20 protein-coding genes are annotated in these 25,100 nt (G+C 59.2%); 15 read left to right on the top strand and 5 right to left on the bottom strand.

The window, feature by feature from the left end:
- The first annotated feature begins 237 nt into the window (after nt 1-237).
- The 4 genes from LVD12_RS02190 (at nt 238) to LVD12_RS02175 (ending at nt 5,720) form a co-directional block, all read left to right on the top strand.
- Entirely contained in the window at nt 238-1,278 is a 1,041-nt protein-coding gene (locus LVD12_RS02190) for a glycosyltransferase family protein (protein WP_237065312.1), read from the top strand.
- The gene (locus LVD12_RS02185) at nt 1,275-1,967 is read left to right on the top strand and encodes a YrbL family protein (protein ID WP_237065311.1); all 693 of its coding nucleotides are present in this window, start codon (nt 1,275-1,277) and stop codon (nt 1,965-1,967) included. The genes LVD12_RS02190 and LVD12_RS02185 overlap by 4 nt, the downstream gene beginning before the upstream one ends.
- A 13-nt stretch (nt 1,968-1,980) precedes the next feature.
- Entirely contained in the window at nt 1,981-3,033 is a 1,053-nt protein-coding gene (locus LVD12_RS02180) for a glycosyltransferase (RefSeq protein WP_237065310.1), read from the top strand.
- Between the two features lie 449 nt (nt 3,034-3,482).
- On the top strand, nt 3,483-5,720 hold the full coding sequence (locus tag LVD12_RS02175; RefSeq protein WP_237065309.1) for a M3 family metallopeptidase: 2,238 nt from the start codon (nt 3,483-3,485) through the stop codon (nt 5,718-5,720).
- An 89-nt stretch (nt 5,721-5,809) separates the two neighbouring features.
- On the opposite strand, the gene LVD12_RS16160 is transcribed toward LVD12_RS02175, so the two are convergent.
- Both LVD12_RS16160 and LVD12_RS02160 read right to left on the bottom strand, forming a co-directional pair.
- Nucleotides 5,810-8,014 carry an autotransporter outer membrane beta-barrel domain-containing protein gene (locus LVD12_RS16160; protein ID WP_305080502.1) on the bottom strand — a complete coding sequence of 735 codons (2,205 nt, stop codon included), beginning with the start codon at nt 8,012-8,014 and terminating at the stop codon, nt 5,810-5,812.
- A 190-nt stretch (nt 8,015-8,204) separates the two neighbouring features.
- Nucleotides 8,205-9,869: an amidohydrolase gene (locus tag LVD12_RS02160; protein ID WP_237065308.1), complete on the bottom strand. Its 1,665-nt coding sequence runs from the start codon at nt 9,867-9,869 to the stop codon at nt 8,205-8,207.
- Nucleotides 9,870-9,999: 130 nt separating this feature from the next.
- Here LVD12_RS02160 and LVD12_RS02155 point away from each other — a divergent pair, with 130 nt between their 5' ends.
- Nucleotides 10,000-10,206, top strand: a complete 207-nt coding sequence (locus LVD12_RS02155) for a DUF2905 domain-containing protein (RefSeq protein WP_237065307.1) — start codon at nt 10,000-10,002, stop codon at nt 10,204-10,206.
- Nucleotides 10,207-10,361: 155 nt separating this feature from the next.
- Here the strand turns inward: LVD12_RS02155 and LVD12_RS02150 are convergent, their stop codons facing one another.
- The gene (locus LVD12_RS02150; protein ID WP_237065306.1) at nt 10,362-10,847 is read right to left on the bottom strand and encodes an Lrp/AsnC family transcriptional regulator; all 486 of its coding nucleotides are present in this window, start codon (nt 10,845-10,847) and stop codon (nt 10,362-10,364) included.
- A gap of 281 nt (nt 10,848-11,128) precedes the next feature.
- Here LVD12_RS02150 and LVD12_RS02145 point away from each other — a divergent pair, with 281 nt between their 5' ends.
- On the top strand, nt 11,129-14,719 hold the full coding sequence (locus LVD12_RS02145; protein ID WP_237065304.1) for an indolepyruvate ferredoxin oxidoreductase family protein: 3,591 nt from the start codon (nt 11,129-11,131) through the stop codon (nt 14,717-14,719).
- Nucleotides 14,720-14,834: 115 nt separating this feature from the next.
- On the opposite strand, the gene LVD12_RS02140 is transcribed toward LVD12_RS02145, so the two are convergent.
- Together LVD12_RS02140 and LVD12_RS02135 are read right to left on the bottom strand one after the other, a co-directional pair.
- Nucleotides 14,835-15,524, bottom strand: coding sequence for a ChrR family anti-sigma-E factor (locus LVD12_RS02140; RefSeq protein ID WP_237065302.1), 690 nt, complete (start codon nt 15,522-15,524; stop codon nt 14,835-14,837).
- 7 nt (nt 15,525-15,531) lie between these two features.
- Nucleotides 15,532-16,113: a sigma-70 family RNA polymerase sigma factor gene (locus LVD12_RS02135; RefSeq protein ID WP_237065300.1), complete on the bottom strand. Its 582-nt coding sequence runs from the start codon at nt 16,111-16,113 to the stop codon at nt 15,532-15,534.
- A 227-nt stretch (nt 16,114-16,340) separates the two neighbouring features.
- Between LVD12_RS02135 and LVD12_RS02130 the strand changes: the two genes are divergently transcribed.
- The 9 genes from LVD12_RS02130 (at nt 16,341) to LVD12_RS02090 (ending at nt 25,050) form a co-directional block, all read left to right on the top strand.
- The gene (locus LVD12_RS02130; RefSeq protein ID WP_237065298.1) at nt 16,341-16,778 is read left to right on the top strand and encodes a nuclear transport factor 2 family protein; all 438 of its coding nucleotides are present in this window, start codon (nt 16,341-16,343) and stop codon (nt 16,776-16,778) included.
- 3 nt (nt 16,779-16,781) lie between these two features.
- The gene (locus LVD12_RS02125) at nt 16,782-17,567 is read left to right on the top strand and encodes an SDR family NAD(P)-dependent oxidoreductase (protein ID WP_237065297.1); all 786 of its coding nucleotides are present in this window, start codon (nt 16,782-16,784) and stop codon (nt 17,565-17,567) included.
- The gene (locus tag LVD12_RS02120) at nt 17,558-18,808 is read left to right on the top strand and encodes an NAD(P)/FAD-dependent oxidoreductase (protein WP_237065296.1); all 1,251 of its coding nucleotides are present in this window, start codon (nt 17,558-17,560) and stop codon (nt 18,806-18,808) included. The genes LVD12_RS02125 and LVD12_RS02120 overlap by 10 nt, the downstream gene beginning before the upstream one ends.
- A complete protein-coding gene (locus tag LVD12_RS02115) occupies nt 18,808-19,581 on the top strand; it encodes a DUF1365 domain-containing protein (RefSeq protein WP_237065295.1) in 774 nt (257 codons plus the stop codon). Before LVD12_RS02120 ends, LVD12_RS02115 begins: the two co-directional genes overlap by 1 nt.
- Nucleotides 19,578-20,864, top strand: coding sequence for an SAM-dependent methyltransferase (locus tag LVD12_RS02110; RefSeq protein WP_237065294.1), 1,287 nt, complete (start codon nt 19,578-19,580; stop codon nt 20,862-20,864). The genes LVD12_RS02115 and LVD12_RS02110 overlap by 4 nt, the downstream gene beginning before the upstream one ends.
- Before the next feature lie 23 nt (nt 20,865-20,887).
- The gene (locus tag LVD12_RS02105; RefSeq protein WP_237065293.1) at nt 20,888-21,403 is read left to right on the top strand and encodes a DUF2878 domain-containing protein; all 516 of its coding nucleotides are present in this window, start codon (nt 20,888-20,890) and stop codon (nt 21,401-21,403) included.
- A complete protein-coding gene (locus LVD12_RS02100) occupies nt 21,396-22,103 on the top strand; it encodes a hypothetical protein (RefSeq protein ID WP_237065292.1) in 708 nt (235 codons plus the stop codon). The genes LVD12_RS02105 and LVD12_RS02100 overlap by 8 nt, the downstream gene beginning before the upstream one ends.
- Before the next feature lie 220 nt (nt 22,104-22,323).
- A complete protein-coding gene (locus LVD12_RS02095) occupies nt 22,324-22,716 on the top strand; it encodes a glycine zipper family protein (RefSeq protein ID WP_237065290.1) in 393 nt (130 codons plus the stop codon).
- Nucleotides 22,717-23,178: 462 nt separating this feature from the next.
- Entirely contained in the window at nt 23,179-25,050 is a 1,872-nt protein-coding gene (locus LVD12_RS02090; protein WP_237065288.1) for a C39 family peptidase, read from the top strand.
- Nucleotides 25,051-25,100 lie beyond the last annotated feature (50 nt).

Here is a 25,100-nt window from a genome sequence, read left to right as displayed (position 1 = left end):
TAGCAATCGTTGTCCTTTGCGTAATAAACGCAATAAGTCGTTATCCAATGTGGGCGTTGGCCGATAACCACCCCCGAGGTGACTTTAGCCGCCAGGTGTTTTGCCCCTCAGGTAGCGGACGAGGGCAAAAGAGATCAGTAGTTGGAGGCAAGACACGCCATTGGGTGGTATTTGGCGCAGAACTCCGGTTAAATCATTTGAAGGACTGCATTCTCCACCGTCTAGGGATCACGGTTTATGCGCGTACTCCATATCGCGTACCAACAGCTCCGCCGTTACGGGAAGACAAGGGTCAGTTGGGCCCAGAAGCTTACCAATGGCCTGATCAAGAACGATCATTTCGTCCACACGTTCAGTGACCGGGATGTGGCCGCCTTTGAGGCGCCTCTGGGTATTCGTGACCTGGGCAAGAGCAAGGCGAATCGTCGACTGCTGGAGACGGTGGAGGCGGTCGATCCTGACCTGGTGATCGCCGGGCATTGCGACATCATCACCAACGAGACGCTGGCAGAAATTCGCAAGCGCAACCCCTCAGTGAGCATCGCACACTGCAACAACGATCCTCTGTTCGTGCCCAGTAATGTGGAACGTATCAAGCACCGTGCCCGTGTTGCGGACGCCGTTTTTGTCTCTACCGGCCGCCCGGAACTCAGGCAGTTTGAGGGACTGGGAGCAAGGGTCTATCACATGCCCAATCCGGTCGACCCGGCAAAGGAGGGCATGAACAACGCCGGCAGGACGGATCTGGAAACGGATCTCCTCTTTTGCAGTAACAGCACCAACCTGACGAAGCGCCTGGAATTGGTAAAGTGGCTCAAGGATTCCCTGCAGGGAGAGCTCAATTTCAGGACTTACGGCAGTTTCGGCGAACCTCCAGTGTGGGGGCGGGATTACGATCGGGCATTGGCCAACACCCGCATGGGACTCAACCTGAATCGCCAGGAGGGACATTACTGGTACTCCTCTGCCCGAATGGCGCAGCTGGCCGGAAACGGGATTCTGCAATTCACCCATAGCGGCCCACGTTTCGATGAGTTATTGCCGGCGGAGTCGGTTGTGTACTTTGACGACCGAGAAGACCTGCTGCGCAAGGTACGTGAGTTCCACAACGACGATGCGAAACGGCGCTCGTGGGCCGCAAGAGCACGGGAATTCTTCCATACGGAAATGAATTCACAGCTCTATGCGCAATATATCGTCGAGGCTTCACTGTTGCAGGCTTTCACCCATGATTATGTGTGGGCGCGGGACATCGTTCAGGATGGATTGCGCCAATGACCATCCGGCTTGCCGCCAGTCAGCCCTTTGCCCGCGGTGGCAACAGGCTCTGCTACGTCCATCCGGAGGACAATTCGCTCTGTATCAAGGTGCGGCGGCCGGATTTCACACTGGCAGACCGCCGTCGTAAGAAAGGCTTCCCGAAAAATCTCAAGCCTCTCTCCTCGTTCGACGACAATCTCGAGGAGGCAAAAGTAATGTCTGCCCTGCAGAGGCGGTTCGGCGAGCTTGTTTTCCGGCACGTCAGTCACTGTTTTGGATTTGTAGATACCGACATGGGGCGAGGCCTTGTTTCTGAGCTGATCAGGGATGGCAACGGCGCGATATCCCAGACACTGAAAAAAGTCATCTGGGATGAGGCCTTCAACCGAGAATGCCGCCGGGCAGTCACCGAGTTGTGTCAGTTCTGGGCAGCCAACCTGGTGCCTTCAAGGCATCTCCTGTTACACAATATCGTTGTCCAGCGTGATAGCGAGGGCGCGATCAAAAGGCTGGTAGTGATTGACGGGCTGGGCAGTGCGGCACTGCTGCCCATGGGCTTGTTACCGAGATCGCTTCAGCGCAAAAAAATCGAAAAGAAAATTGCCGTCATGCACGGGCGCATCGAGACGTTACTTGGCCAGAGGAAGCAGGCCAGGTTTCCCGGTTATCACGGGCTATTGATGCATGATGGTGTCTCTTCCCAATGATACGGAAATCATTATGGCAGTTAACATGGAATCACTTCGTGTCGCACAGGCCCTGGCGGGTGCCGATCAGGGCGGTGCTGAGAACTTCTTCACGCGTCTGGCAACGGGCCTGCAGCAGGCCGGAACCATTACTCAGAAGGCATTCATTCGCGGTCACCAACATCGCCTGGAGTCCTTGAGAAGTGGCGGGGTGACGGCCGAGGGCTTCCGGTTTGGAGGCCCGCTCAACCAGGTCGATCGCTTCCGCTTCCGGCGGGCGTTGCGGGCCTTCCAGCCCGATATTGTGCTCACCTGGATGAGTCGTGCCAGCAAGCTGACGCCGAAGGGAGATTACTCACTCGTCAGCCGCCTCGGGCACTACTACAACCTCAAGTACTACCGGCATTGCGACTACTGGCTGGGCATTTCCCGCGGTATCTGCGATTACCTGGTCCGGGAAGGGATGCCGGCCGACCGTGTTTTCCATATTCCCAACTTTGCGGATGAGGGTGATGTGGAGCCCCTGCCGCGGGACAGCTTCCATACGCCAGCGGACCGCCCGCTGCTGCTCGCCGCCGGTCGCCTCCATACCAACAAGGGTTTCGACACCTTACTGCAGGCGCTTGTGAAGGTGCCAGATGCCATCCTGTGGCTGGCTGGCGCCGGGCCGGAGGAAAAGTCCCTGAAGGAACTGTGCCGGCAGCTCGGGCTGGATGAGCGGGTGCGCTTCCTCGGTTGGCGCGGAGACGTGACTGCCTTGATGCGAACCGCTGATATGTTTATCTGCCCGTCACGGCATGAAGGGCTGGGATCTGTGATCATGGAGTCCTGGGCACATGGCTGCCCGGTGATCGCGACGGACTCCCAGGGACCGGGTGAATTAATCGAGTCGGGAGTCAATGGCATTATTACGCCTGTGGATCAACCGGGGCCCCTCGGGTCGGCAATCACTGGTCTGATCGCCGACGAGGCCGCGCGCAGGCAGCTGTCGGAAGCCGGTCAACGCCACTATCGAAAGCATTTCAGTCGTGCCGTAATTGTCGACCAGTACATTGACCTATTTGGCACACTGAAACGCAGGCCCTGATAGGGTAGCGACGATTCCCGATTAAGCGATTTGCCGGGCTGTTTCTGAATGGGTCACGCCCGGCAATGCCCCCCCTGGTCCTGCGGACCATCCCTTCACTGTCCTGACAGGCAGTAAAGTCCAATCGGCACGGTTCCCCTCAGGCTGGTCCCGCAGCCAGTCCCTCCAACTTGTGACCATCTGGGTAGATGTGTTCACAGGAGTGTCTGCAGGATTTTGGCAGCAGTTTTTAGGCCCCTTAATAAGTCGTTATCAGCTGGCATTTATCACTGCAGATCAACCTTTTCGCGCAATTGTTTACCAGCGCAGCGGGAGGCGTCCTGAAAAAGTGTCGTTTTGCCGTGTCAGGGAGGGGATCGGACCCGGGTGAATGGCAGTTGGCGCAAAAATCCGGGTAAACTCGGGCGCTTATACGTGACCGTATTCTAACAAGAGAGAGGAACTAGCCGATGCGTCAATCCCTGATCGCGCTTTCCATCGCCGCGGCCATCGCAGCCGCTGCCGGTTGTAGCAAGGAGGCTTCTCAGGCCCCGACTGCGGCCGAGAATGTACAGGTTCAGGCCAGCGCCGCCGCTGATGCTAACAGCTCCGTGGTCGCCAGCAATCCGCTCCTTGCCGAGTGGACCGGCCCCTACGGCGGCGTACCTGCGTTCGATAAGATGCGCGTCGAGGACCTGAAGCCTGCGATGGAATTCGCCATGGCAGAAAACCTGCGCGAGATCGATGCCATCGCCGCCAACCCGGAACCGGCGACTTTCGCCAACACCATTGCCGAGCTGGAGCGCAGTGGCGCAGAGCTTGATCGCGTATTTGCCTACTATGGCATCTGGTCTGCCAATATGTCCTCCCCGGAGTTCCGTGAGGTCCAGGGCGAACTGGCCCCGAAACTGGCGGATTTCCAGTCCAGAATCATTCAGAACGATGCCCTGTTCCAGCGCATCAAAGCCATTTACGATGCCCGCACCAAGTCTGATCTCGACGCAGAGCAGCAGCGTGTTGTGGAGCTGATCTACAACGAGTTTGCCAACAATGGGGCCACCCTGACCGGTGAGGCCAAGCAGCGCTATGCCGAAATCAACAAGCGCCTTGCGGAGCTGCACACCAAGTTTGCAAACAACGTGCTGGCAGATGAAGAGGGGTACACCCTGTTCCTGAGCAGCGATCAGTTAAGTGGCCTGCCGGAGTCTTTCGTGAAGGCTGCAGCGGCGCTTGCAGAGGAGCAGGGCCAAAAGGGTAAATTCGCCATTACCAATACCCGTTCTTCCATGGACCCCTTCCTGACCTACTCCGACAACCGCGAGCTGCGGGAAAAGGTCTGGCGCAATTACTACAGCCGTGGTGACAACGGTGGTGAGCATGACAATAACGCCATCATCGCCGAGATCCTCAAGCTTCGCGACGAGCGTGTAGAACTGCTGGGCTTTGACAACTATGCCCAGTGGCGCCTGCAGGACCGTATGGCCAAGACCCCCGAGCGCGCCATGGAGCTGATGGAAGCCGTATGGCCGGCCGCAGTGGCCCGCGTGGAGCAGGAAGTGGCGGACATGCAGGCACTGGCCGACGGGGAAGGTGCGGATATCACCATCAAGCCGTGGGATTACCGCTACTACGCCGAGAAGGTGCGGAAAGCCAAGTACGACCTGAACTCCGACGAGGTGAAGCAGTACCTGCAGTTGGACAAGCTGCGTGAGGCGATGTTCTTCGTCGCCGGCGAATTGTTCAACTTTGCCTTCAGCCCGGTGGAAGAGGGCAGTGTGCCGGTCTTCCATGAGGACGTGAAAGTCTGGGAAGTGAACGATAAGACCACCGGTGAGCACATCGGTCTGTGGTACCTGGATCCGTTCGCCCGCTCCGGCAAGCGCTCCGGTGCCTGGGCGACCATGTACCGTGACCACACCACCTTCGATGGCAAGACCAACGTACTGTCTTCCAACAACTCCAACTTCATCAAGGGTGCGCCGGGCGAGCCTGTGCTGGTGAGCTGGGACGATGCCGAGACCTTCTTCCATGAGTTCGGCCATGCGCTGCACTTCCTGGCTTCCAATGTCTCCTACCCGACGCTGAACAGCGGTGTGCGTGATTACACCGAGTTCCAGTCACAGCTGCTGGAGCGCTGGTTGTCCACCGATGAGGTGATCGACAACTACCTCGTGCACTACAAGACCGGAGAGCCGATCCCCGCGGAGCTGGTCGCCAAGATCAAGAAGGCTTCCAAGTTCAACCAGGGTTTTGCGACCACTGAATACCTGGCCTCCGCACTGGTGGATATGAAGTTCCACACTGCCGATCCGGAGGGTATCGACCCGGACAAGTTCGAGCGCGAAACTCTGGAAAAGCTGGGTATGCCGGATGAGCTGGTAATGCGTCACCGCTCTCCACACTTCGGCCATATCTTCTCCGGTGAAGGTTACTCCGCTGGTTACTACGGCTATATGTGGGCCGACGTGCTGACTTCTGATGCGGCCGAGGCCTTCACCGAGGCAGAAGGCGGCTTCTACGATAAGGGCGTGGCCCAGAAACTGGTGGATCATCTGTTTGCCCCGCGCAACGCCGTGGATCCGGCTGATGCCTACCGCGCATTCCGCGGCCGCGATGCCCGCATCGACGCACTGATGCGCGACCGCGGTTTCCCGGTGCCGGAAAAGCAGTCAGAAGCGAAGAAAACCACGGTTGCGGTCAAAGACTGACAACAGGCTTTGCAGCTGATAGTAAAAGCCGCGGTGCGAGAGCGCCGCGGCTTTTTTATTGAGTAATTCGCAACGTTGATTGATGCCAATCAGAACGCATGCGAGAACATCAGCCTCGCCCGCCAGACCTCCAGCCCCTCGCCGGAAATGTTCTCCTGGGATATTTCCGCTTCCATGAAACTTGATTCGGACATATACCACTGTGCGCCAACCCTCGCCAGACCGCTGAATTTCGAAGTTGCCTGGTAACCGCCGCTGGTGATACCCCGGGCGACATCGACGTCGTTAGCCAACTGAAAAGCCATTCTTGAGCCGAATTCGAAATAGGCTGCGGCGACGCTGGTCCGGTTCAGGGGAAATCGTCGGGAAATGACCAGACTTGTTTCGGAGTAACTGATGCTGCTACTGGTGTCTCTGGTGTTCAGTTGCAGTGTTTCGCCTTGAAACAGGCCACGCAGGTTGGAGTTTTCGGTCTCCGCGTGGGAGTAGTTGAGGTAGGCTTGCGGCTGGAAGCCCCACTCCTGCCATGAGTAATAGCCCTCAAGCCCGATATTGAAGAACCACTCGTCGGTTTCGCTATTGCCGCGGAATGAAGCCAGCGCTGTCTCTGTTTCCGTGTAGGAATAATTGAGGTTGGAGTTGAATGCCAGGCTGTTACTGAGGTAATGGCCGAAATAGGGGCCGATGGAGATGCGATCTGAGCGGGTCTCCAGAAACCCTCTGAAACCCTCGCCCTCATAACGGGAGACCGCCGCTGCACCACCAACAAAAGTGCGTTTTGCAATTTTCCGGTGGGCTCCAAAGCTCAGGCGAGATTCGTTTGAATCGAAATTCCTGTCCCCCCTTCGGTCGCGAAGCTCTGTGTGGTCTACATCGCTCCAGACATCCCAGTCATCGGACACTTTGTCGTAGTCGGGCAGGTATTCACTGGTAAAGCGGGCAGCCAGTGGCAAGTCCGACTTGCCGCTGTCGTACGACTCATACCATTGACCCCGATAGCCATCGGGACAGTAGACCCGATTGCCGGCATAGGTCGCATTGACGTACTGGCCGGACAGCGGGTCGACGCAGACTATCCATCTCAGTGGTGCTCTATCCGGCTCCTGTGCTGCAATGTCTCCGCCTTCCACCTCGGGAGGCAGGGTACCGATTGGTCTCTCCGGATCAACGGGTACCTGTGGGGTGATGCCGGTGGGGGGCAGTTTGCCGACTGGTTGCTCGGGGTCGACCGGCACTTCCGGGGTAACCCCCGTGGGTGGCACTGTGCCGATCGGGCTTTCCGGATCGATGGGTACCGTGGGCGTAACTCCTGTTGGCGGCAATGTGGCGATGGGCGACTCAGGATCGACAGGCACTTCCGGCATCACGCCGGTGGGTGGCAGCGTGCCGATCGGGCTCTCAGGATCGACTGGTAGTGCCGGCGTAACCCCTGTTGGTGGCAATGTGGCGATGGGCGATTCAGGATCGACAGGCACTTCCGGCATCACGCCGGTGGGTGGCAGCGTGCTGATCGGGCTCTCAGGATCGACTGGTAGTGTCGGCGTAACCCCTGTTGGTGGCACTGTGGCGATGGGCGACTCAGGATCGACAGGCACTTCCGGCATCACGCCCGTGGGTGGCAGCGTGCCAATCGGGCTCTCCGGGTCGACCGGGACCTGGGGCGTGATTCCTGTCCCGGGCGGCCTCAGGGTAGGGACTTCCGGAGTAATGCCTGTTCCGGGTGGCCTCAGGGTAGGGACTTCCGGGGTAATGCCTGTTCCGGGCGGTCTCAGGGTTGGCACTTCAGGGGTGATTCCAGTTCCGGGCGGACGCAGTACCGGCACTTCCGGAGTAACCCCTACTCCCGGCGGGACAACAGGAATCTCGGGTGTAATTCCGACAAAATCCGGGGGAGGGATTACTCCGATAGGAGGGATCGGTTTGGTGCCCGGGAACTGTGGAAGAATGATCGGGTCGGCTTTCTGGTTCTCATTGTCGATCGAGCAGGGTCGATCGCCGCTGAGGTCGAGCAGCACATGGGTACCGCCGTTACTGAAAACCAGGACGGGTGAGACAGAGATATGGGGGCCGGGGGCAGTGCGGCTCCACTGGTCGACGATGTCTTTTGTGTTAACGACCTGCAGGCCAAAACTACCGGGGGATGTCAGTGACAGCCACACGGAGCGCGTTTGGTCGAACGTTGCGCCAACATAGATCAGTTTTCCGCTGGCATTGCAGTTGGCCCCCAATGCCGGGACAGCAAATGCCGCGAGTCCAAAGACGCCGGCGAGCCGGCAAAATGAAATCCGTTTCATCCTTACAGTCTAGACACTGAGGATGAAGCGCCCGCTCTTCGCCGGTAGCGAGGCAGTTGGGGAAGGGGCGGTGAGAAACCCGGCGCTGGCGATAATCCGTGCCCAGGAGTTTCGATTGGAGCTGGCTGTAGCCGGGGAGTAACGGTCCGGGACGATGGCGGATTACCGCCATCGTCATTTCAGAGTCGTGCTACTGCCGTCGCTGGAAGACACTTTTGCCTTCAACCCAGGTCTCTGCGACCCTGACCTGCCAGATCTCCTGCGGGTCGATGGTAAAGATATCCCGCTCGAGAAGAATGAAGTCGGCAAGCTTGCCGGGCTCGAGGTTACCGATAACCTGCTCCTGGTGGCTGGCATAGGCCGCATCCAGGGTGAAGGCCCGCAACGCCTCTTCCTGTGTCATGGCCTCCTGGATCCGCCACCCCGTGGCTGGTTGCCCGCTGCGGTCGCGGCGGGTTACGGCGGCGTGGATACCAAACAGGGGATTCACCGGCTCCACGGGGAAGTCGGAGCCGGCGGCAATGCGGGTGCCCTGGTCCAGGAACTTCCGCCAGGCGTAGGCTCCGTCGAGGCGCTCGTTGCCCAGGCGGTCGCCGGCCATGTTCTTGTCACTGGTGGCGTGGATCGGCTGCATGGAAGCGATCAGGTTGAGTTCCGGAAAACGGGCAATATCTTCGACCCGGAGAACCTGTGCGTGTTCGATGCGGTGGCGATAGGGCGTCTGGTCTTTTTTCTTGTCGAGGGTTTTCAAATGATCCAGCACGAGCTGGTTGGCGCGGTCGCCAATGGCGTGCACGTTGACCTGAAAGCCCTTGTCTATCGCCAGTTCCAGCAGCTGGTGGAAGTCACTTTCCGGGTAGAGCAGCAGGCCCTTTTCACCCGGGCGGTCATGGTAGGGCTCCAGTAGCGCTGCACCGCGGCTGCCGAGTGCACCATCGGTGTAGAGCTTGATGCTGCGCACGTACAGGCGGTCTTGCGGTGCGCCGATATGTCCGCCATCCAGGAGCTGGGGCAGATGTTTATCCGCTGCCGAGATCATCGGGTAGACCCGCAGGGGGAGCGCGTCCTCTTGTGCCAGCTGTTTGTAAGCAGTCAGCGTTTCCCGGTCCACACCGGCATCATGTATTCCAGTCAGCCCGAGGGACAGGGCGAGTTCAAAGGCCTGAACCAGTGCGGCTTTTTTCTCCTGCAGGGACGGTGCGGGGATAACCTGTTCCACCAGTGCCATGGCATTGTCGATGAGCACCCCGGAAGGCTCACCATTCTCCAGATGGTGAATTTCGCCGCCCGCCGGTGAGTGGGTGTTGCGATCGATACCAGCGAGTTCGAGGGCCTTGCTGTTGGCCCAGCCGGCGTGTCCATCGACGCGGCGAAGCCAGATGGGGTGGTCGATTTCCAGCGCGTCCAGTTGCTTCCGGGTCGGGAATTGCTTTCCTGGCCAGAGTACCTGGTTCCATCCGCGTCCCTGGAGCCATTGTCCCGGCTCCAGTTTTTCGGCGTATTGCTGGATGGCGGCCAGTGTCTCTTTCAACCCCAGGTCGCGCAATTCCAGCTGGTTTTCCAGCAGGCCCTGTGAGAGCACATGCCCGTGGGCATCGATCAGACCGGGCAGCAGGGTGCGCCCCTTGCCGTCGATTTTTTTTGCTGAGGGAAACTTCTTCATGAGTGCGGAAGATTTCCCGGTGGCAAGCACTTTGCCGTCGTCAAAGGCGAGAGCGTCAAACTGGACCAGAGCGTTATCCGTGGTGTGGTAGCCCTTGACGTTGTGAATCAATGTGGTGGCAAAGAGTTCGGGTGAGGTAACGGCGAGTGCCAGGGAGGCTGCCAGAGACTTGAAGCGGCGGTGGAATTTCATTGTTATTTGCCTTTTGACCTGCATGAGAGTGTGGTCGATAGTAGCAATGGTACCTTTTGGCTGGCAATCGAGCCCCGTTTGTCGAGTCGCAACACAAAATCGGTAGCAGGTTCCCGGGGAAGGAGTGTTTATGGCTCGCTGGTTTATTATCGCCGGAGCGATTCTGGTGACGGTTGGTGTACTGATGCATTTCGCTCCGTGGCTCTTCAACTGGTTTGGACGATTGCCCGGCGATATCCGCATAGAGTCAGAGCGCAGTCGGGTATTCATTCCCATCACCTCCATGATCATTCTCAGTGTGGTCCTCAGCGTGCTGCTGAGCTTCTTTCGTCGCTGACTTCGAATCGGTCCGAAGGAGCGGGAAGCTTTCGGGGGAGGGTTGAGAAGCGAGGCGGGCTTCAGAGTGCTGCTGGGGATCTGTGGTCGGTATGATTCTGCGGGAAGAGGGACCGTCCATCGGTGGCCGGTCCTCATCTCAGATCAGGCAGTTTCTCAGGGCTTTTCGAGCAGTTGCTCCAGCGGCAACTCGGTGCGGTAACGGACCTGCTTGAGGGAAAAGCTGCTCTTGATGTGGTCGATGCCCGGCAGCTCGGTCAGTTTCTTGTCCAGAAACTCCTGATAGGCCTGTAGGTTGGGGACCACGACCCGCAGCAGATAGTCGAAGTCCCCGGTCATCAGGTAACACTCCATGACCTCTGGCCACTGGGCGATCACAGATTCAAAGTCCTGCAATTCCTTCTTTACCTGGTGGTTGAGTGTCACCTGGATGAAAACGCTCACCGGAAGCCCGACTTTCTGGGGCTCGAGCAAGGTCACGGCGCGCTTGATGAAGCCCTGTTCATGGAGGTTCTTCACCCGGCGGGAGCAGGGGGAGGGGGACAGGCATACCTTTTCCGCCAGCTCGATATTTGGAATGGTGGCGTCCTCCTGGAGGATCTCCAGGATTTTCTTGTCAATGGCGTCCAGTGTATAGGCCATGTTGAAACTCGCTCTTCTCTCTGGCTCGCTTTGTCGTGCCGCTGGTCAGGAACTGCCTGTCAATCTGCCGGCCCGCCTATCAGTGTGGTTGGCCTGAGCTGACTGGCCGTGGCACAGGTGTCACCGGTGGGGCATCAGGGGGTGATTTGTTGCATCACCGGCCCGTTCTTTGGTGACTTGTGCCTGAATTATGCCCCATGTCGACCTAATTTGGTATGACCTGCCGCTCTCCCCGGTGGTACTTTTTTGCGGAGAGCAATAATCATAAGGCAGGTGACTCCATGGCGATGGTCGAGAGCGATCAGGAGCTGGGTTTCGATCGCGAGTACTCCCTGAAGGCCGCGTTTACCCGCGATTCCGGGCGGGTCTTTCTCACTGGAATCGACGCACTGGTGCGGCTGCCGCTGATGCAGAAGCGGCTGGATGAGATGCTGGGCCTCAATACTGCGGGCTTCATCTCCGGTTACCGCGGCTCCCCTCTCGGCGGATACGATCAGGCCCTCTGGCGACACAAGGCTCTGCTGGCCGAGCGCGACATTCATTTCGAGCCGGGCGTGAACGAAGACCTTGGCGCGACCAATATCTGGGGCACGCAGCTGCTGGATCACTATCGCCAGCACGCGACCCGGGACGGCGTCTTCTCGATCTGGTACGGCAAAGGCCACGGCGTGGATCGCACCGCGGATGTCTTCCGCCAGGCCAATGTACAGGGTACCTCCCGTCACGGTGGCGTGCTTGCCCTGTGTGGCGACGACCATACCGCCGAATCCTCCATGTTCTCCCACAATACCGACCAGATTTTCGAGTCGGTGATGATGCCGCTGCTGTTCCCGGCATCCATCGATGAATACCTGACCCTGGGTCTGGCGGGGATTGCCCTGTCACGGTTCAGTGGCCTCTGGGTCGGCTTCAAGACCATCACCGAGACGGTGGAAGCCGGGGCTTCCCTGCAGGTGCCCGGGTTGCCGAGCTTTGTGACGCCCACCGACTTCCAGGTCCCTGTCCACGGGCTCAATTACGACCCCAACCTGAATTGGCCAGCCGAACGCCTCGAGTATGAGCGACGCATGCTGGAGGAGCGCCTGCCGGCCGCGCAGGCGTGGGCCTATGCCAATCGCATCGACAGGACAATAGTCGACGCACCGCGCAAACAGTTCGGTATCGTCACCGTGGGCAAGGCGCACGGCGACCTGCTCGAGGCTCTGCAGCTGCTGGAGCTGAGCGAGGACGACCTCCGCAAGGCGGGGATCTCGGTCTACAAGGTGGCCATGACCTGGCCACTGGAGCCACGCGGCATCAGTGAATTCTGCCGGGGTATGGACCGCGTGCTGGTGGTCGAGGAGAAGCGGCCACTGGTAGAGGCCCAGCTCAAGTCACTCCTGTACGGCTGGCGCGATAGTGAGCGCCCGACCGTCAGTGGCAAGAAGGGCAGCGACGGCACCGATTACCTGCCGGCAATCTGGGGCTTCGGACCGGATCGGGTGGCGGATGTGCTGGTGCGCTGGCTCGCGGACACCGATTTCGGCCGTGAACTGGCCGCGGTGGCTGAACGCAATCTCGCCGGCGGAAGTTGTATGGCCACGGCCAAAGTCGGTGGCCTGCTGGCTCGGGAGCCGGTGTTCTGCGCCGGGTGCCCCCACAACACATCGACCAAGCTGCCCGAGGGGAGTCTCGGCAGCGCGGGTATCGGCTGCCACATCATGGCGCTGGGCAAAGGGCTACGCACGGATACGTACTCCCATATGGGGGGCGAGGGCGCTCAGTGGGTGGGCCTGCATCGCTTCTCCAGCGAGAGCCATATCTTCCAGAATATGGGCGACGGCACCTACAACCATTCCGGTATCCTGGCCATCCGCCAGGCGGTGGCCAGCAAGGTCAACATTACCTACAAGATCCTGCTCAATGACGCTGTCGCCATGACCGGCGGTCAGCCCGCCGATGGCGAAGTGAATGCCCCGACAGTAGCTGCCCAGCTGGCCGCGGAGGGCGTGGGCACCGTGGTATTGCTGAGTGAAAACCCGGAATACTGGGAACAGAACCGCGACCAGCTGCCGCCCAAGGTGGAAATCCTGCCGCGCTCTGAGCTGGATGCCGTCCAGCGCCGCCTGCGGGAAACCCCCGGGGTCACGGCCATCATTTACGAGCAGGTGTGCGCGGCGGAAAAACGTCGTCGGCGCAAGAAGGGCCAGATGGAGGATCCGAGCACCCGGCTGCTGATCAACCACCGGGTCTGTGAAGGCTGCGGGGACTGCAGTGTGCAGTCGAGCTGTATTGCCGTCGAACCGCTGGAAACACCATACGGCCGCAAACGCCAGATCAACCAGTCCAGCTGCAACAAGGATATGCGCTGCGCTGATGGTTTCTGTCCCAGCTTTGTCAGTGTCGAGGGCGGCGAATTGCGCAAACCACCAGTGGATGCCCTGGCGCGCTCCCTGGACAAGGCGATAGCCAACTTACCCCCGGCACCCCGTGCAGACCTGGCGGCACCGCAAAGCATTCTCGTCGGTGGCATCGGCGGCAGTGGCGTACTGACCGTGGCGGCCCTGCTGGGGATGGCGGCTCACCTGGAGGAGAAGGGCTCCACCACCCTGTATTTCACCGGGCTCTCACAGAAAAATGGCGCTGTGGTTGCCCACGTGAAGGTGGCCAATACGCCCGGGGACATCACAACCGCACGCATCCGCGATGGTTCGGCGGATGTCCTGCTGGGTTGTGACATGGTGACGGCCGCATCCCAGCGGGCCAAATTCGCAGCCGGCCAGCTCCGGGCGGTGGTCAATACGGCAGAGGTACCGGTTGCTGCCTTTATCCGCGACAACGATCTCGCCTTTCCGGCGGACGCGACCACGGCCAGCATCGAGTCTCTTTGCCGGGACTACTTCTCTTTCGATGCCAATCGGTACGCGCAGGCGCTGTTCGGCGATACCGTGGCTTCCAACCTGCTGTTACTGGGCTATGCCTGCCAGCGGGGATTGCTGCCTGTCGGCCAGGCGGCCCTGGAACGGGCGATCGAGCTGAATGGTGTGGCAGTTGAGAGCAACCTGCGTGCCTTCCGCGCCGGGCGCCTGCTTGTGGTGGACCCCGGGGAGGTCAAGGCGCTGCTCACGCCGGCCCAGCCGGTACAGGTCATGGAACCGGCAGAAGCCCCGCTGGCACTGGTCGAGCGGCTGGCTTCAGAGCTGGCCGAGTACCAGAATGCCGGTTATGCAGAGCGATTCCGTCAGGCCATCGCCAAACTGCAACAGGCGGAAAGTCGTTTGGGGCTGGATGATGGCTCCCTGAGCCGGGATGCCGCCAGGAGCCTGTTTAAAGCCATGGCTTACAAGGATGAGTACGAGGTGGCCCGCCTATACAGTGGCGAGGACTTCCGCCGTCAGCTGGATGAAACCTTCACCGGTGGCTACCGCTTGAAATTCCACATGGCGCCGCCGCTGCTGGCGCGCCCGGACAGTAGTGGCCGCATTCGCAAGCTGGTGTTCGGGCCCTGGATGGCACGGCTGCTGCCCCTGCTGGCCAGAGGCAAGGTCTTACGTGGAACCCCGCTAGATCCGTTCGGCTATACCTCGGAGCGTCGCGCGGAGCGGGCGTGGGCAGTGGAAGTGGCGGCGGCTTTCGACCGGGTGGCTGCCAGCCTCGGCCACGAGGACCTGGGTGCCGCCAGAGAGTTGTTGTCCCTGCCGCAGCAGGTTCGAGGTTACGGGCATGTGCGAGAGCAGAAAATGCAGGGGGTGCGGGAGCGCTGGGATGCGCTGCTGGATCATTTCACCGGCTCAGGAGGCACTCCCAGGGCGGTGAGTGCACCGTCGGCCGGGCGGGTCAGACGGGTGCCTACCCGGGAGACCCGCCGCGCTGCCCGTGTCGCGCACAGCTGAGCGGTCATTGGCATCACAGAACGAAAAAGGGCCGGTAGTACCGGCCCTTTTCATGTGCTCATTTGCGGGTTCTCTTGCCCGCTCTTTCTTGCCCGGGGCCTGAGCCTAGCGGCGGTCAGGCCGGCCGGAAAGAGAGGAAGGGGTTGATCAGCCAGCCCAGTAGGCCGGTAACCTTGACCGGTGCCTCAACAACCGACAGGCACAGGCATTCCTGGTCCTGCGTGGCGATAGGGCGGTGCACGTCGCCGGGCTCCCGCAGCAGGAAATCCCCGCGCCGGTAGACGCCCTCGCTGTCGGAAAAGCTACCGTACAGGACCACGGTGACCTCGCGCCCGCGGTGATCGTGCTCGGCGACCTTGCCGCCGCGACAGATGCGCTGGAAGGCCACTTCATAGCGATCCTGTCCGGTGTTGAGACGGGAGGTGCGCAGGGCACTGGATACCCGCCTCCATTTCAACGGGCCCGTGGACGTGACCAGCTTGCGGATGACTTTTGGCAGGTCGGCAAGCACTGGGTCACTGGAGTACACAGGGCGCGGCTTGGCAGGCGCTGCCTCTCCGGAGGAGGCCTCTTGCTGGTCCTCGTGCTCAATGCGGCCCATCAGCTGGTCAAATGCCGCGGTATCCACGGACTGTGGGGCGCTGTCGCATAGCAGGGCGCCGCCGATCCTGTCCAGATTTTCGCGCTGCTGGCGGCACTGTGGGCAGAGCTGCAAGTGGGCTGACACGGCCAGGCTGAGAGCCCAGGGCAGTGAGCCCGCGGCATACTCCAGCAGCATATTGTTGTCGGGATGATGACGAATCATGGTCCACCTACTTACTCAGTCTTGCCTGCAACTTCTTGAGTGCCAGTCGCACCCGGGACTTCACCGTGCCGAGGGGAAGGCCCAACTCGGCAGATATTTCACTGTGTGACTTACCTTCCATGTAGGCCTTTTCCAGCACGTGACTCTGCTCCGGGGGCAGGCTGGCCAGCCCCTCGGCGATTTCCTGTTCACCCCGGCTCCTCTGAAGGAACAGCAGGGGCTGCGTGTCTGCCGTATCGTCCCAGATGTCGTCCACGTCCACATCGCTGCTATCGGAATCCTGGCGCCGGTTGTTCCGGCGAAGCATATCGATACGGCAGTTCCGCATGATCGTATACACCCAGGTATTGGCTGAGGCCCGGGACGGATCGAAGGTCGGCGCCTTTCGCCAGACCCGGATCATAACCTCCTGGACAAGCTCGTCTGCTGCCTCTGCGCAGAATGCCTGGGTATTGCGGCTGTAGTGAAAGCCCTTGATCAGGGGGGCAAAATGGCGAAAGAGTCGCTCGAAGGCGGCTCGATCCTCATTCTTGCCGACCCGGACCAGCAGCTGGCTCCAGTCGTCATCACGCGTTTGTGGGATTTCCAAGGGCTTCCCTGTACGTTGGATTGATGTCACTTGCGCCATGTTATCGATCTTTTGATACTTGTCGAACCTTCAATACGGCGGCGGGAAGCAGTCGGATCTCTGTCTCTGGGCATATATATGGATTTTTTTGTTGCCGAGAGCGGTTTTTCTCTCCCTTCCGGGTAAATCCGGCTGCGCACAGTCGGCGTACAAGTCCCCAACCAGCAACTCACGGATAGATGGAGCAGATGAGCGGATTGATAGCAGAACTGCAGCAGTACTACAGCGATTTTGGCGCCGTCGCCGGGGATCCGGGCCTGCTCGACAGGCTGTATGACGAAGGGGTCACCTTCTGCGATCCTGTACATCGGGTTGAGGGATTGCCAGCACTCAAACGCTACTTCGCGGGAATGAGTGAGGGGTTGACCAGCTGCCGCTTCGAGTTCGACGATGCGGTCCTTGGTAACGGCAATGCCTGCCTTCCATGGCAGATGCACTACACCCACCGGCAGCTGAACAGGGGGCAGCCCCTGATCCTGAGGGGCTGCAGCCTGCTGCAGTTCCGGGAGCGGGTTTACTATCATGAGGATTTTTATGACCTCGGGGCCATGGTCTATGAGCATGTCCCGCTGCTGGGGTCGGTGGTGCGTGGAGTCAAAAAGCGCCTGGGCGGCGCCGGGAGCTGAACCATGGCCGATATTCGCGACAAAACCATCTGGATTACCGGTGCCAGCTCCGGCATCGGCAAGGCACTGGCCCTTCGCCTCGCCCGCAACAACAACTTCATCATCGTCAGCAGCCGCGGTCGCGACAGCCTGCTGGAGCTGCAGAAGGCAGCGCCTAAGCAGATCCGGGTGCTGGAGTGCGATGTGGGCGACGACGCGGCAATGGATGAGGCCGGGGACCGCCTGGCGAGCTTGACAGACCACCTGGATATGGTGGTGGCCTGTGCCGGCACCTGTGAATACGACGATGGCCTCAAGCTCGACGCGGCCAGTTACCGGCGGGTCTTCGATGCGAATTTCTTTGGTGTGGTAAACACCCTGCGCCAGGCGCTGCCATTGCTCGCACACAGTAAAAAGCCGGTGTTTGCCGCCGTCGGCAGTCTTTCGTCAGTGGTCGGTTTTCCCCGCGCAGAGGCCTATGGTGCATCGAAGGCCGCGCTGGGCTATTTCCTCGACTCGGTGCGCGCAGATACCTCGAGGGTCTGCCTGCATGTGGCGCATATCCGTCCGGGATTCATCGATACTCCGCTGACCGAGTCCAACGACTTCGATATGCCGTTCCTGATGACTCCGGACGACGCCGCTGCCTCTATAGAAAGTGGCCTGGCCCGGGGTAAGCATGTGATCGACTTTCCCCGCCGACTGAGCTGGCCGCTGCGCTTCCTCGGGTTTTTCCGCAGCCTCTGGTTCCGCATCGTTGCCCCGAAAATGACAAGAATACGAACCCTAAGGAAATCTTCATGCGCATAGCCATTGTAGGCAGTGGTATAGCAGGACTGACGTCTGCCTACCTTCTCAATAAGAAATATGACATCACACTTTTTGAAGCAGGGGACAGATTAGGGGGACACACCGCAACTGTCGATGTGGAAGAGGGGGATCGCAAGCTCGCCATCGATACCGGCTTTATCGTCTACAACGACTGGACCTACCCGAACTTCATCAAGCTGATGGGGCAGCTTGGCGTCGAATCGCAGCCCACGGATATGGGCTTCAGTGTCTGTTCCGACACAGACTCTTTCGAGTATGCCGGCAACAACCTGAACAGCCTGTTCGGACAGCGCTCCAACCTGCTGCGCCCCGGGCACTGGCGTATGTTGCGGGATATCCTGCGTTTCAATCGGGAGGCGGTCCGCGACTGGCAGTCGGGCAAGCTTTCCGAAGGCATGACCCTGGGGGAATACCTGGAGCAGAATGGTTACTCGGCGGAGTTCTGCGACCGTTACCTGGTACCAATGGGCTCCGCGATCTGGTCAGCCAGCCTGTCGCAGATGCGGGATTTCTCCGTCGATTTCTTTGTGCGCTTCTTCTTCAACCACGGGTTGCTGAATATTTTCAATCGCCCCCAGTGGCGGGTCATCAAAGGCGGTTCCCGGGAGTATATTGCCCCCATGGTGGGCGCTTTCCGGGACCGGATCCGGCTCTCGACCCCGATCGCTTCGGTAATCCGCACCGCCGATGGTGTGGAGCTGCGCACCAGCGCTGGTGAGCAGCACCAGTTCGATGCGGTGGTCTTCGCCTGTCATTCGGATCAGGCCCTGGGCTGTCTCTCGGATGCCAGCAATGACGAGACTTCGATACTCCGTGCCATTCCCTACGCCGCCAACTCTGTTGTGCTACACACGGATACCAGTCTGCTGCCGGCCCGCCAGCGTTGCTGGGCCAGCTGGAATTACCGGCTGCAGGGCGGTGGCGACCAGCTACCCGTGCTCACCTACAATATGAACATTCTGCAGCGGCTGGAGTGTGAGCAGACCTATTGCGTTACCCTGAATGCAGACGATGCAATCGACAAGGACAAGATTATCGGACGCTATGAATATGCCCATCCCCAGTTTTCTGTCGCGGGTATGCAGGCCCAGCAGCAGTGGGAGAAAATCAATGGGGTGAACCGTGCCTGGTACTGTGGTGCCTATTGGGCCAACGGATTCCACGAGGACGGGGTGAAGAGCGCCCTGCGGGTGTGTGAGGCGCTTGGAGTCACACTCTGATGGAAAGCGCCATCTACAGCGGTTGGGTCCAACACCGTCGCTTTGGCCCCCGGGAGCACAGCTTCCGTTACCGGGTGTTCATGATGTATCTGGACCTTGCAGAGCTGGACCTCCTGCTCGCGACATCGCGTTTCTGGTCCAGGGACCGTTGGGCGCCGGCCCGCTTCCGTCGTGAGGATTTCTTCGGTGATCCCTCGGTGTCGCTGGACGAAGCGGTGCGCCAGCGCGTGGCCGATGAGGCCGGCGAGCGGCCCGATGGCCCTATACGCCTGTTGGCAAACTGGCGCTATTTCGGTTACAACATGAATCCAATCAGCACCTATTACTGTTTTGATAATAATGGGGAAGAGGTGCGCTGGATTCTGCTGGATGTCCACAATACCCCGTGGAACGAGCGGCACAGTTACCTGCTTGATTGCCGTAGCGGGGGCAGGGTGCAGAAAGCCGAATTCAATAAGGATTTCCACGTGTCACCATTCATGCCCATGGAACAGGGATACCGCTGGCGCAGTGTCACCCCGGGCGAGCGGCTGACTGTTTACTTGCAAAGTTTTGAGGAGAGCGGTCGCGTATTTGATGCCACGCTGAGCCTGCGCCGACAGGAAATTTCCACTGCGGCGCTCAATGGTATTTTGATCCGGTACCCGCTGATGACCGTAAAGGTCATCGCCGCAATATACTGGCAGGCATTCAGGTTGTTGCTCAAGCGCGTTCCCTTATTTTCACACCCGGGGTCCGCCGTTCGGGCCGATGCAGGAGAAAATCGCCGATGAAATCCGTTCAAGCAAGCTCTACCAATCCCAACCCGGCAGGCAGCCTTCCACAGCTCTCTGAAGAAAAGGAGAACTGGCTCGAGTCACTGGCCCGGCGTCTGGTGTTGACCAAGCTGCAGACCATCGGCCGTGGCCACCTGGTGGTGGAAGAGGGCGGGAAGCGTTATCAGTTTGGTGAGCCGGCAGAAAGCGCCGAGGTCTGTGCAACGATTCGTGTCCACGATGCTAGCACCTATACCCAGGTACTCCTCAATGGCACCGTCGGCTCCGGCGAAGCCTATATGCAGGGCGCCTGGAGTTCCCCGTCACTGGTCGATGTGATCCGGCTGATGGTCGGTAACATGGCATTGCTGGAAAATATGGATTCACGCTGGAGCTTTGTGAGTAAAGCCTTCCTGAAAGTGTTGCATGCGATGAATGCAAACAGCCGTCGGGGGTCCAAAAAGAACATTGCCGCCCACTATGACCTGGGCAATGATTTCTTCCGGCTGTTCCTTGACGAATCCATGATGTATTCGTCAGCGATATTTCCCCGCGAGGATGCAACCCTGGCCGAGGCATCCGTACACAAGCTGGAGCGCATTTGCCAGAAACTGCAATTGAGCCCTTCGGACCACCTGCTGGAGATCGGTACCGGCTGGGGCGCGATGGCCATCCACGCCGCCAAACGCTACGGCTGTCGTGTGACCACGACGACCATTTCCCGCGAGCAATTCGAGTACGCCAAAGCCTGGGTTGCCCGCGAGGGTCTGCAAGACCAGATTACGCTGCTACTCAAGGATTATCGCGACCTGCAGGGCCAGTATGACAAGCTGGTTTCGATTGAGATGATTGAGGCTGTCGGCCACGATTATCACCGCAATTTCTTCTCCCAGTGCAGCCACCTGCTGAAAGATGATGGCCTGATGGTGATGCAGGCGATCACAATCCAGGACCAGCGCTACCACCGCTACCGCAAGGAAGTGGACTTTATCCAGCGCTACATCTTCCCGGGAGGCTGCCTGCCGTCCAACCAGGTGGTGGCAGACCACGTGGCCGATAACACGGACATGCAGATCGTCGCCCTTGAAGATATCACTTTCCACTATGCGCGCACGCTGCGCGCCTGGCGTGACGCCTTTTTCGAGCAGATTGAGGAGGTCAAGCGGCAGGGCTTTGACAATCGCTTCGTTCGTATGTGGGATTTTTATCTCTGCTATTGCGAGGGCGGTTTCCTCGAGCGGGTGATCAGCACCGCACAGTTCGTCATGGCCAAGCCGCGCTGTAAAGCGCTGCCCTCCTGATTCCGGCGAGGGGGAAGGGGCAAATGTGGCGCTTTGCCGTCAATGCTGTCCTTTTTGACATTGCCTGGCCCCTCTGTGTGCTGGTCGACAGCGTAGCGATCATCCTGGCGTTCACACTGGCGAACCTGCTGATCCACCTGTTTGTCGTCGCCAACAAGCCGCGGGAGTGGCTCTGGGTGGCTGCGATCTGGTTGACCGGCGTGGCCATGGACACCGTGGTATTTTCCACCGGCCTGCTGGTCAACGACAACGGCTCCCCATTTCCACCGCCCTGGCTCATGCTGCTGTGGGTCAACTTCGCCACGGCATTGCGCTACAGCATGTTTTTCCTGCAGAAAAGCGCCTGGCTGGCTGCGGCACTTGGGGCGTTTTTCGGACCTTTCAGTTACTGGACCGGCTCCTGGCTGAATGGCACCGTCGAATTCAGCCAGCCGGTGATCCTCTCTGTTGGCGTGCTCGTAATATTCTGGGCAATGTACCTGCCCTTTACGACCTGGCTTGCCCGCCGCCAGATATTCAGTGAGGTGCCCCATGCGTAAGTTGCTGTTTTTATTTGTTACGGCGCTCGTTGCCGTGAGTGGACAGGCCACGGCCAGCTGCGGCTACGAGGGTGAGGCTTTTGCCGTGGGGCAGGCCAGGAATCCCGGCAGCGGTGCACTGGTTTACTGTGAATACCACTTGCCCGCGCAGGGGAATGAGCGGCGGGTGCTTTATTACACCCCACAGGGTCACCGGATTGCCGAGAAGCGTCTCAGCGGTGTCAACTCGACCGTGCCCGGAGTGGTGCAGCAGGACTATCGCCATGGAGAGCAGCGCATCGTGCAGCCCCGTGGTGGCCAGGTGGAATTGCGGTACCGGGACGCGGCCAATAGTGGCTGGGAGGTGGAGACACTGCCTACTGCAGTCGTGGACGTTGCCGACGCGGGTTTTGACACCTTCGTCCGCAATAACTGGAGCCAGCTCTCGGCCGCACAGACGGTTTCGTTTGCGTTTGCCTCACCGCTGCATGGCCGCGCTATTCCCCTTCGGGCACGGCAGGTCGGTTGTGCCGGTGGGGGGCAGGCACAGAAGCTCTGCCTGAGGGTTGAGCTGGACCAGGCCCTGCTACGCATGTTCGCCGGGGACCTGTATCTGGAATATGACCGCGGAAGCCGCCGCCTGCTGTTGTTCGATGGCGTTACCAACCTGTTGGATGCCCAGGCTGACAGCCAGCGCTTGCGAATTGACTACCGGTACTGAACTTGCGTCCGGAGGGTAGCAACCCCTTGAGCTGACCTTTTGGTCAGCTTTTTTTTGGCCGCTCGCTGGCGCCGTTTCCCTCGGGCGTCTAAACCTAAGTGGAAAGAGGCGTCACTTTCGGCGCCTGTAACGTTCGGGTCGGCAACGGAAGGCAACGGTTGGAGCCGGGCGAAATGAATCGAGGCAGGAAGCAGCCGTCAGTACAGAACGAGGTTGCGCTATGAAACTTGCAATGCTCTCCGCCATCGGCCTCAGCACCGTCCTCGCTGTGGGTTGCGTTACCCAGGAGCAGGTCCCGGGCGCCGGTGGGATCGTGATCGATACCCAGGGCGTCAACATCTCCCAGTACCAGCGGGATCTCATGGACTGCCGGTCCAACGCCTACTATGCCCGCGCTGATGCCGGCCGCCGGGGAGTGGCCCGCGCCGCCGGTGGGGCGCTACTGGGTGGCGCACTGGGGGCCATTGTCGGCGATACCAGCGGTGCCGCGGCAGCCGGAGCCGGAGCCGGGGCCCTGCTCGGTGGAGTGTCCGGTGTAGGCAGTTCCTACACCGAGGAGGGGCGCATCGTCAGAAACTGTCTGCGCGGTCGCGGATATCGGGTATTAAATTGATGAATTTTTGACCTTTCGCAAAGAAAGGTGGTCAAAGACTTCAACTGACCTGTTGATATTCGGCAATCTCACAGGACTTTCTTCGAGCCGGGCTAGCCCCGGCTCTTTTTTTGCCAGTCAAGAATGCCCCCTCCGGCCTTTCTCCCCAACGTCCTTCACTGCGTGGTCAGAAAGTAAGTTTCTCAAATGTCCATTAGCAGAGACGACGAGAAGGGTGCCAAAACCTCGGTTAGTACAATCGCGATATACCCTCGTCGGGCGTCTATTCCCCAGATCTTTGAGATCAGGTTCATCTTTGTGACGTTAAAGTTAACGGCTTGATCGTTCAGGCCGATAGCTGCTGGCTAACGATCGGGCACCCCCCATGCCTATAAATACTTTGGCTGCTCTGGTGGGGCCGGGATTTCCAGTCTGCCCCGTGCACTCAACGACCAAAACAACAATAACTTCGAGGAAATGATCATGTTATTCAGAAAGCTTTGGCTGGCTTTGCTGTTGACGGTGAGCGGTGAGGTGTATGCGCTTTGCCCCGATGGTGCCATGTTTGATGGCGACCTCGACTTCTGCAGCAATGAGATCAATGCTTTTGGCCCCTTCACCAATACGATGGTGCAACGATGTGTTGCTTATGGTGGTGGTAGTGCCTGTACGAATACTTATACCTATTCCGTTCAAGGTACCGATATTCAGGTGCTCCGTTGGTCCAAATCATTCACACAGAACCTCCGTGGCACCGGGGATTGCCCAGATGACAGCGTGAGATCACCGACTTATGGGAATCACTGCTTCGAGCAGGTGGAAGGAGCCGCCAACAATATTTACGGCAACTTCAGCGCTGAAGAGGTTGCAGCATGTGAGCTGCTTGGCGGTGGGACAGCCTGCTTCACCAATCGCTGGTCTGCAGGGTTTTATCTCCAGGTCAAAGACCAGCTGGACAGCAACACACCCTCTTCAGGGGAGCCACTGGTAAACAAATTCGGGGCCTGGCTCTGGTATATCGATGAGGCCGGGTTGAACAGGACGCACACCCAGCTCGCCGACGAGCTGGCAGCACTGGGTGTGAAGCGGATCTTTATCAAGATTGCAGACGGTACGCAGAACTGTGATCTCTTTATGGATGTCTGTTCCACGGAAACCGCCGACATTTATCGCTCCCGGGGGATTGAACCCTGGGCATGGTCTTATAACTACCCGCAGGACTATGCGCGTCAGGCCGATGCTCTGTACTACGCAGCGAAATATGGTTATGTCGGCTTAGTGCTCGACGTGGAGGTCGAGTTCAACAATACCACCAGCGAGTTACATTCGCTCTACCAGGCCTTTCATGCGGCGCGACAGGATGCCGTCGATGCGGGCTACGCAGCGCCAGGCTTCCCGATAGGCACAACCACTTGGGGTAACCCGCTGGACCAGGGGATGAATGTCGGCATCATTGACCAGTATGTGGATTTCCATATGCCACAAACTTATGTGGAGGTCTGGGGTGGAAGCTACATGGACGCGGTCAAGTACTGGGTCGGTGTGGGCAATTGCGAGTACAGGCAGCTCGGCGCCGAGAAGCCGATCTGGCATATTGTTTCAACAGAGTACGACCAGATTTCACCGGAACAGCTCAATGACTTTCTGGCTGCTGCAGGACCCAACGCCTCGATCTGGCGGGTACCCGGTGGCTCGGTTCCGCAGGCGGTCTGGGACGACTGGGCCAATGTGGATTGGGACATGTCTGTTTTCGATGCTACCGAATGTAATGATGGTAACAACACGTTAACCGACTATCTGGGCGAGCACACTGGTGATGAGAGCGAGGTGCCGGTGGAAGTGCCCTACTGGCAGCAGACAGAGAACTATTATGATCCCTATGGCACCTGCTCAGTCACATCGCTGGCAATGGTCACCGATTACTTCGGTTTTACCGACCCGAGTGTGAATGGCCGAAGCCCCGATTACCTTTATGAAGAACTCGGCGGTGTACTGCAGACAGTGCCGGATCTGGAGTGGGGCTTTAATGAGATGGCCCGCCGTGCTGGCAGCGGCAAACGTGCGCTCAGCAAAACCAATGGAACCATTGACGAGCTGCGGACTGCCGTTAGCTCGGGAAAACTTGCCATTGTGCACGGTTGGTTTACGCCGCCCGGGCACATCATGGTGGTCACGGATTTTGATGGCGAGTATTACACCGTGAACGACCCTTTCGGCCAGTGGGACCTGGTCAAGTGGGGGAGCTACAACAGCAGCGTGTCGGGGGAGGGTATACGTTATCCTAAAGATGCCTTCGAATATGCCATTAATGATAACGGTACCGGCGACGACCTGTGGTTACACATATACGAGTAAGCTGAACTTACCGGTAGACAAAAAGAGAGCGGCCATTGGCCGCTCTCATT

It is taken from the genome of Microbulbifer guangxiensis, assembly GCF_021729075.1.
GTDB lineage: Bacteria > Pseudomonadota > Gammaproteobacteria > Pseudomonadales > Cellvibrionaceae > Microbulbifer > Microbulbifer guangxiensis.
This window is presented reverse-complemented; position numbering and strand designations above follow the sequence as displayed.

What these genes read in the sequence shown, in the direction of transcription:
- LVD12_RS02190 (WP_237065312.1), top strand. Translation starts at nt 238, where the DNA reads ATGCGCGTACTCCATATCGCGTACCAACAGCTCCGCCGTTACGGGAAG.
- LVD12_RS02185 (WP_237065311.1), top strand. Translation starts at nt 1,275, where the DNA reads ATGACCATCCGGCTTGCCGCCAGTCAGCCCTTTGCCCGCGGTGGCAAC.
- LVD12_RS02180 (WP_237065310.1), top strand. Translation starts at nt 1,981, where the DNA reads ATGGCAGTTAACATGGAATCACTTCGTGTCGCACAGGCCCTGGCGGGT.
- LVD12_RS02175 (WP_237065309.1), top strand. Translation starts at nt 3,483, where the DNA reads ATGCGTCAATCCCTGATCGCGCTTTCCATCGCCGCGGCCATCGCAGCC.
- LVD12_RS16160 (WP_305080502.1), bottom strand. Translation starts at nt 8,014, where the DNA reads ATGAAACGGATTTCATTTTGCCGGCTCGCCGGCGTCTTTGGACTCGCG.
- LVD12_RS02160 (WP_237065308.1), bottom strand. Translation starts at nt 9,869, where the DNA reads ATGAAATTCCACCGCCGCTTCAAGTCTCTGGCAGCCTCCCTGGCACTC.
- LVD12_RS02155 (WP_237065307.1), top strand. Translation starts at nt 10,000, where the DNA reads ATGGCTCGCTGGTTTATTATCGCCGGAGCGATTCTGGTGACGGTTGGT.
- LVD12_RS02150 (WP_237065306.1), bottom strand. Translation starts at nt 10,847, where the DNA reads ATGGCCTATACACTGGACGCCATTGACAAGAAAATCCTGGAGATCCTC.
- LVD12_RS02145 (WP_237065304.1), top strand. Translation starts at nt 11,129, where the DNA reads ATGGCGATGGTCGAGAGCGATCAGGAGCTGGGTTTCGATCGCGAGTAC.
- LVD12_RS02140 (WP_237065302.1), bottom strand. Translation starts at nt 15,524, where the DNA reads ATGATTCGTCATCATCCCGACAACAATATGCTGCTGGAGTATGCCGCG.
- LVD12_RS02130 (WP_237065298.1), top strand. Translation starts at nt 16,341, where the DNA reads ATGAGCGGATTGATAGCAGAACTGCAGCAGTACTACAGCGATTTTGGC.
- LVD12_RS02125 (WP_237065297.1), top strand. Translation starts at nt 16,782, where the DNA reads ATGGCCGATATTCGCGACAAAACCATCTGGATTACCGGTGCCAGCTCC.
- LVD12_RS02120 (WP_237065296.1), top strand. Translation starts at nt 17,558, where the DNA reads ATGCGCATAGCCATTGTAGGCAGTGGTATAGCAGGACTGACGTCTGCC.
- LVD12_RS02115 (WP_237065295.1), top strand. Translation starts at nt 18,808, where the DNA reads ATGGAAAGCGCCATCTACAGCGGTTGGGTCCAACACCGTCGCTTTGGC.
- LVD12_RS02110 (WP_237065294.1), top strand. Translation starts at nt 19,578, where the DNA reads ATGAAATCCGTTCAAGCAAGCTCTACCAATCCCAACCCGGCAGGCAGC.
- LVD12_RS02105 (WP_237065293.1), top strand. Translation starts at nt 20,888, where the DNA reads ATGTGGCGCTTTGCCGTCAATGCTGTCCTTTTTGACATTGCCTGGCCC.
- LVD12_RS02100 (WP_237065292.1), top strand. Translation starts at nt 21,396, where the DNA reads ATGCGTAAGTTGCTGTTTTTATTTGTTACGGCGCTCGTTGCCGTGAGT.
- LVD12_RS02095 (WP_237065290.1), top strand. Translation starts at nt 22,324, where the DNA reads ATGAAACTTGCAATGCTCTCCGCCATCGGCCTCAGCACCGTCCTCGCT.
- LVD12_RS02090 (WP_237065288.1), top strand. Translation starts at nt 23,179, where the DNA reads ATGTTATTCAGAAAGCTTTGGCTGGCTTTGCTGTTGACGGTGAGCGGT.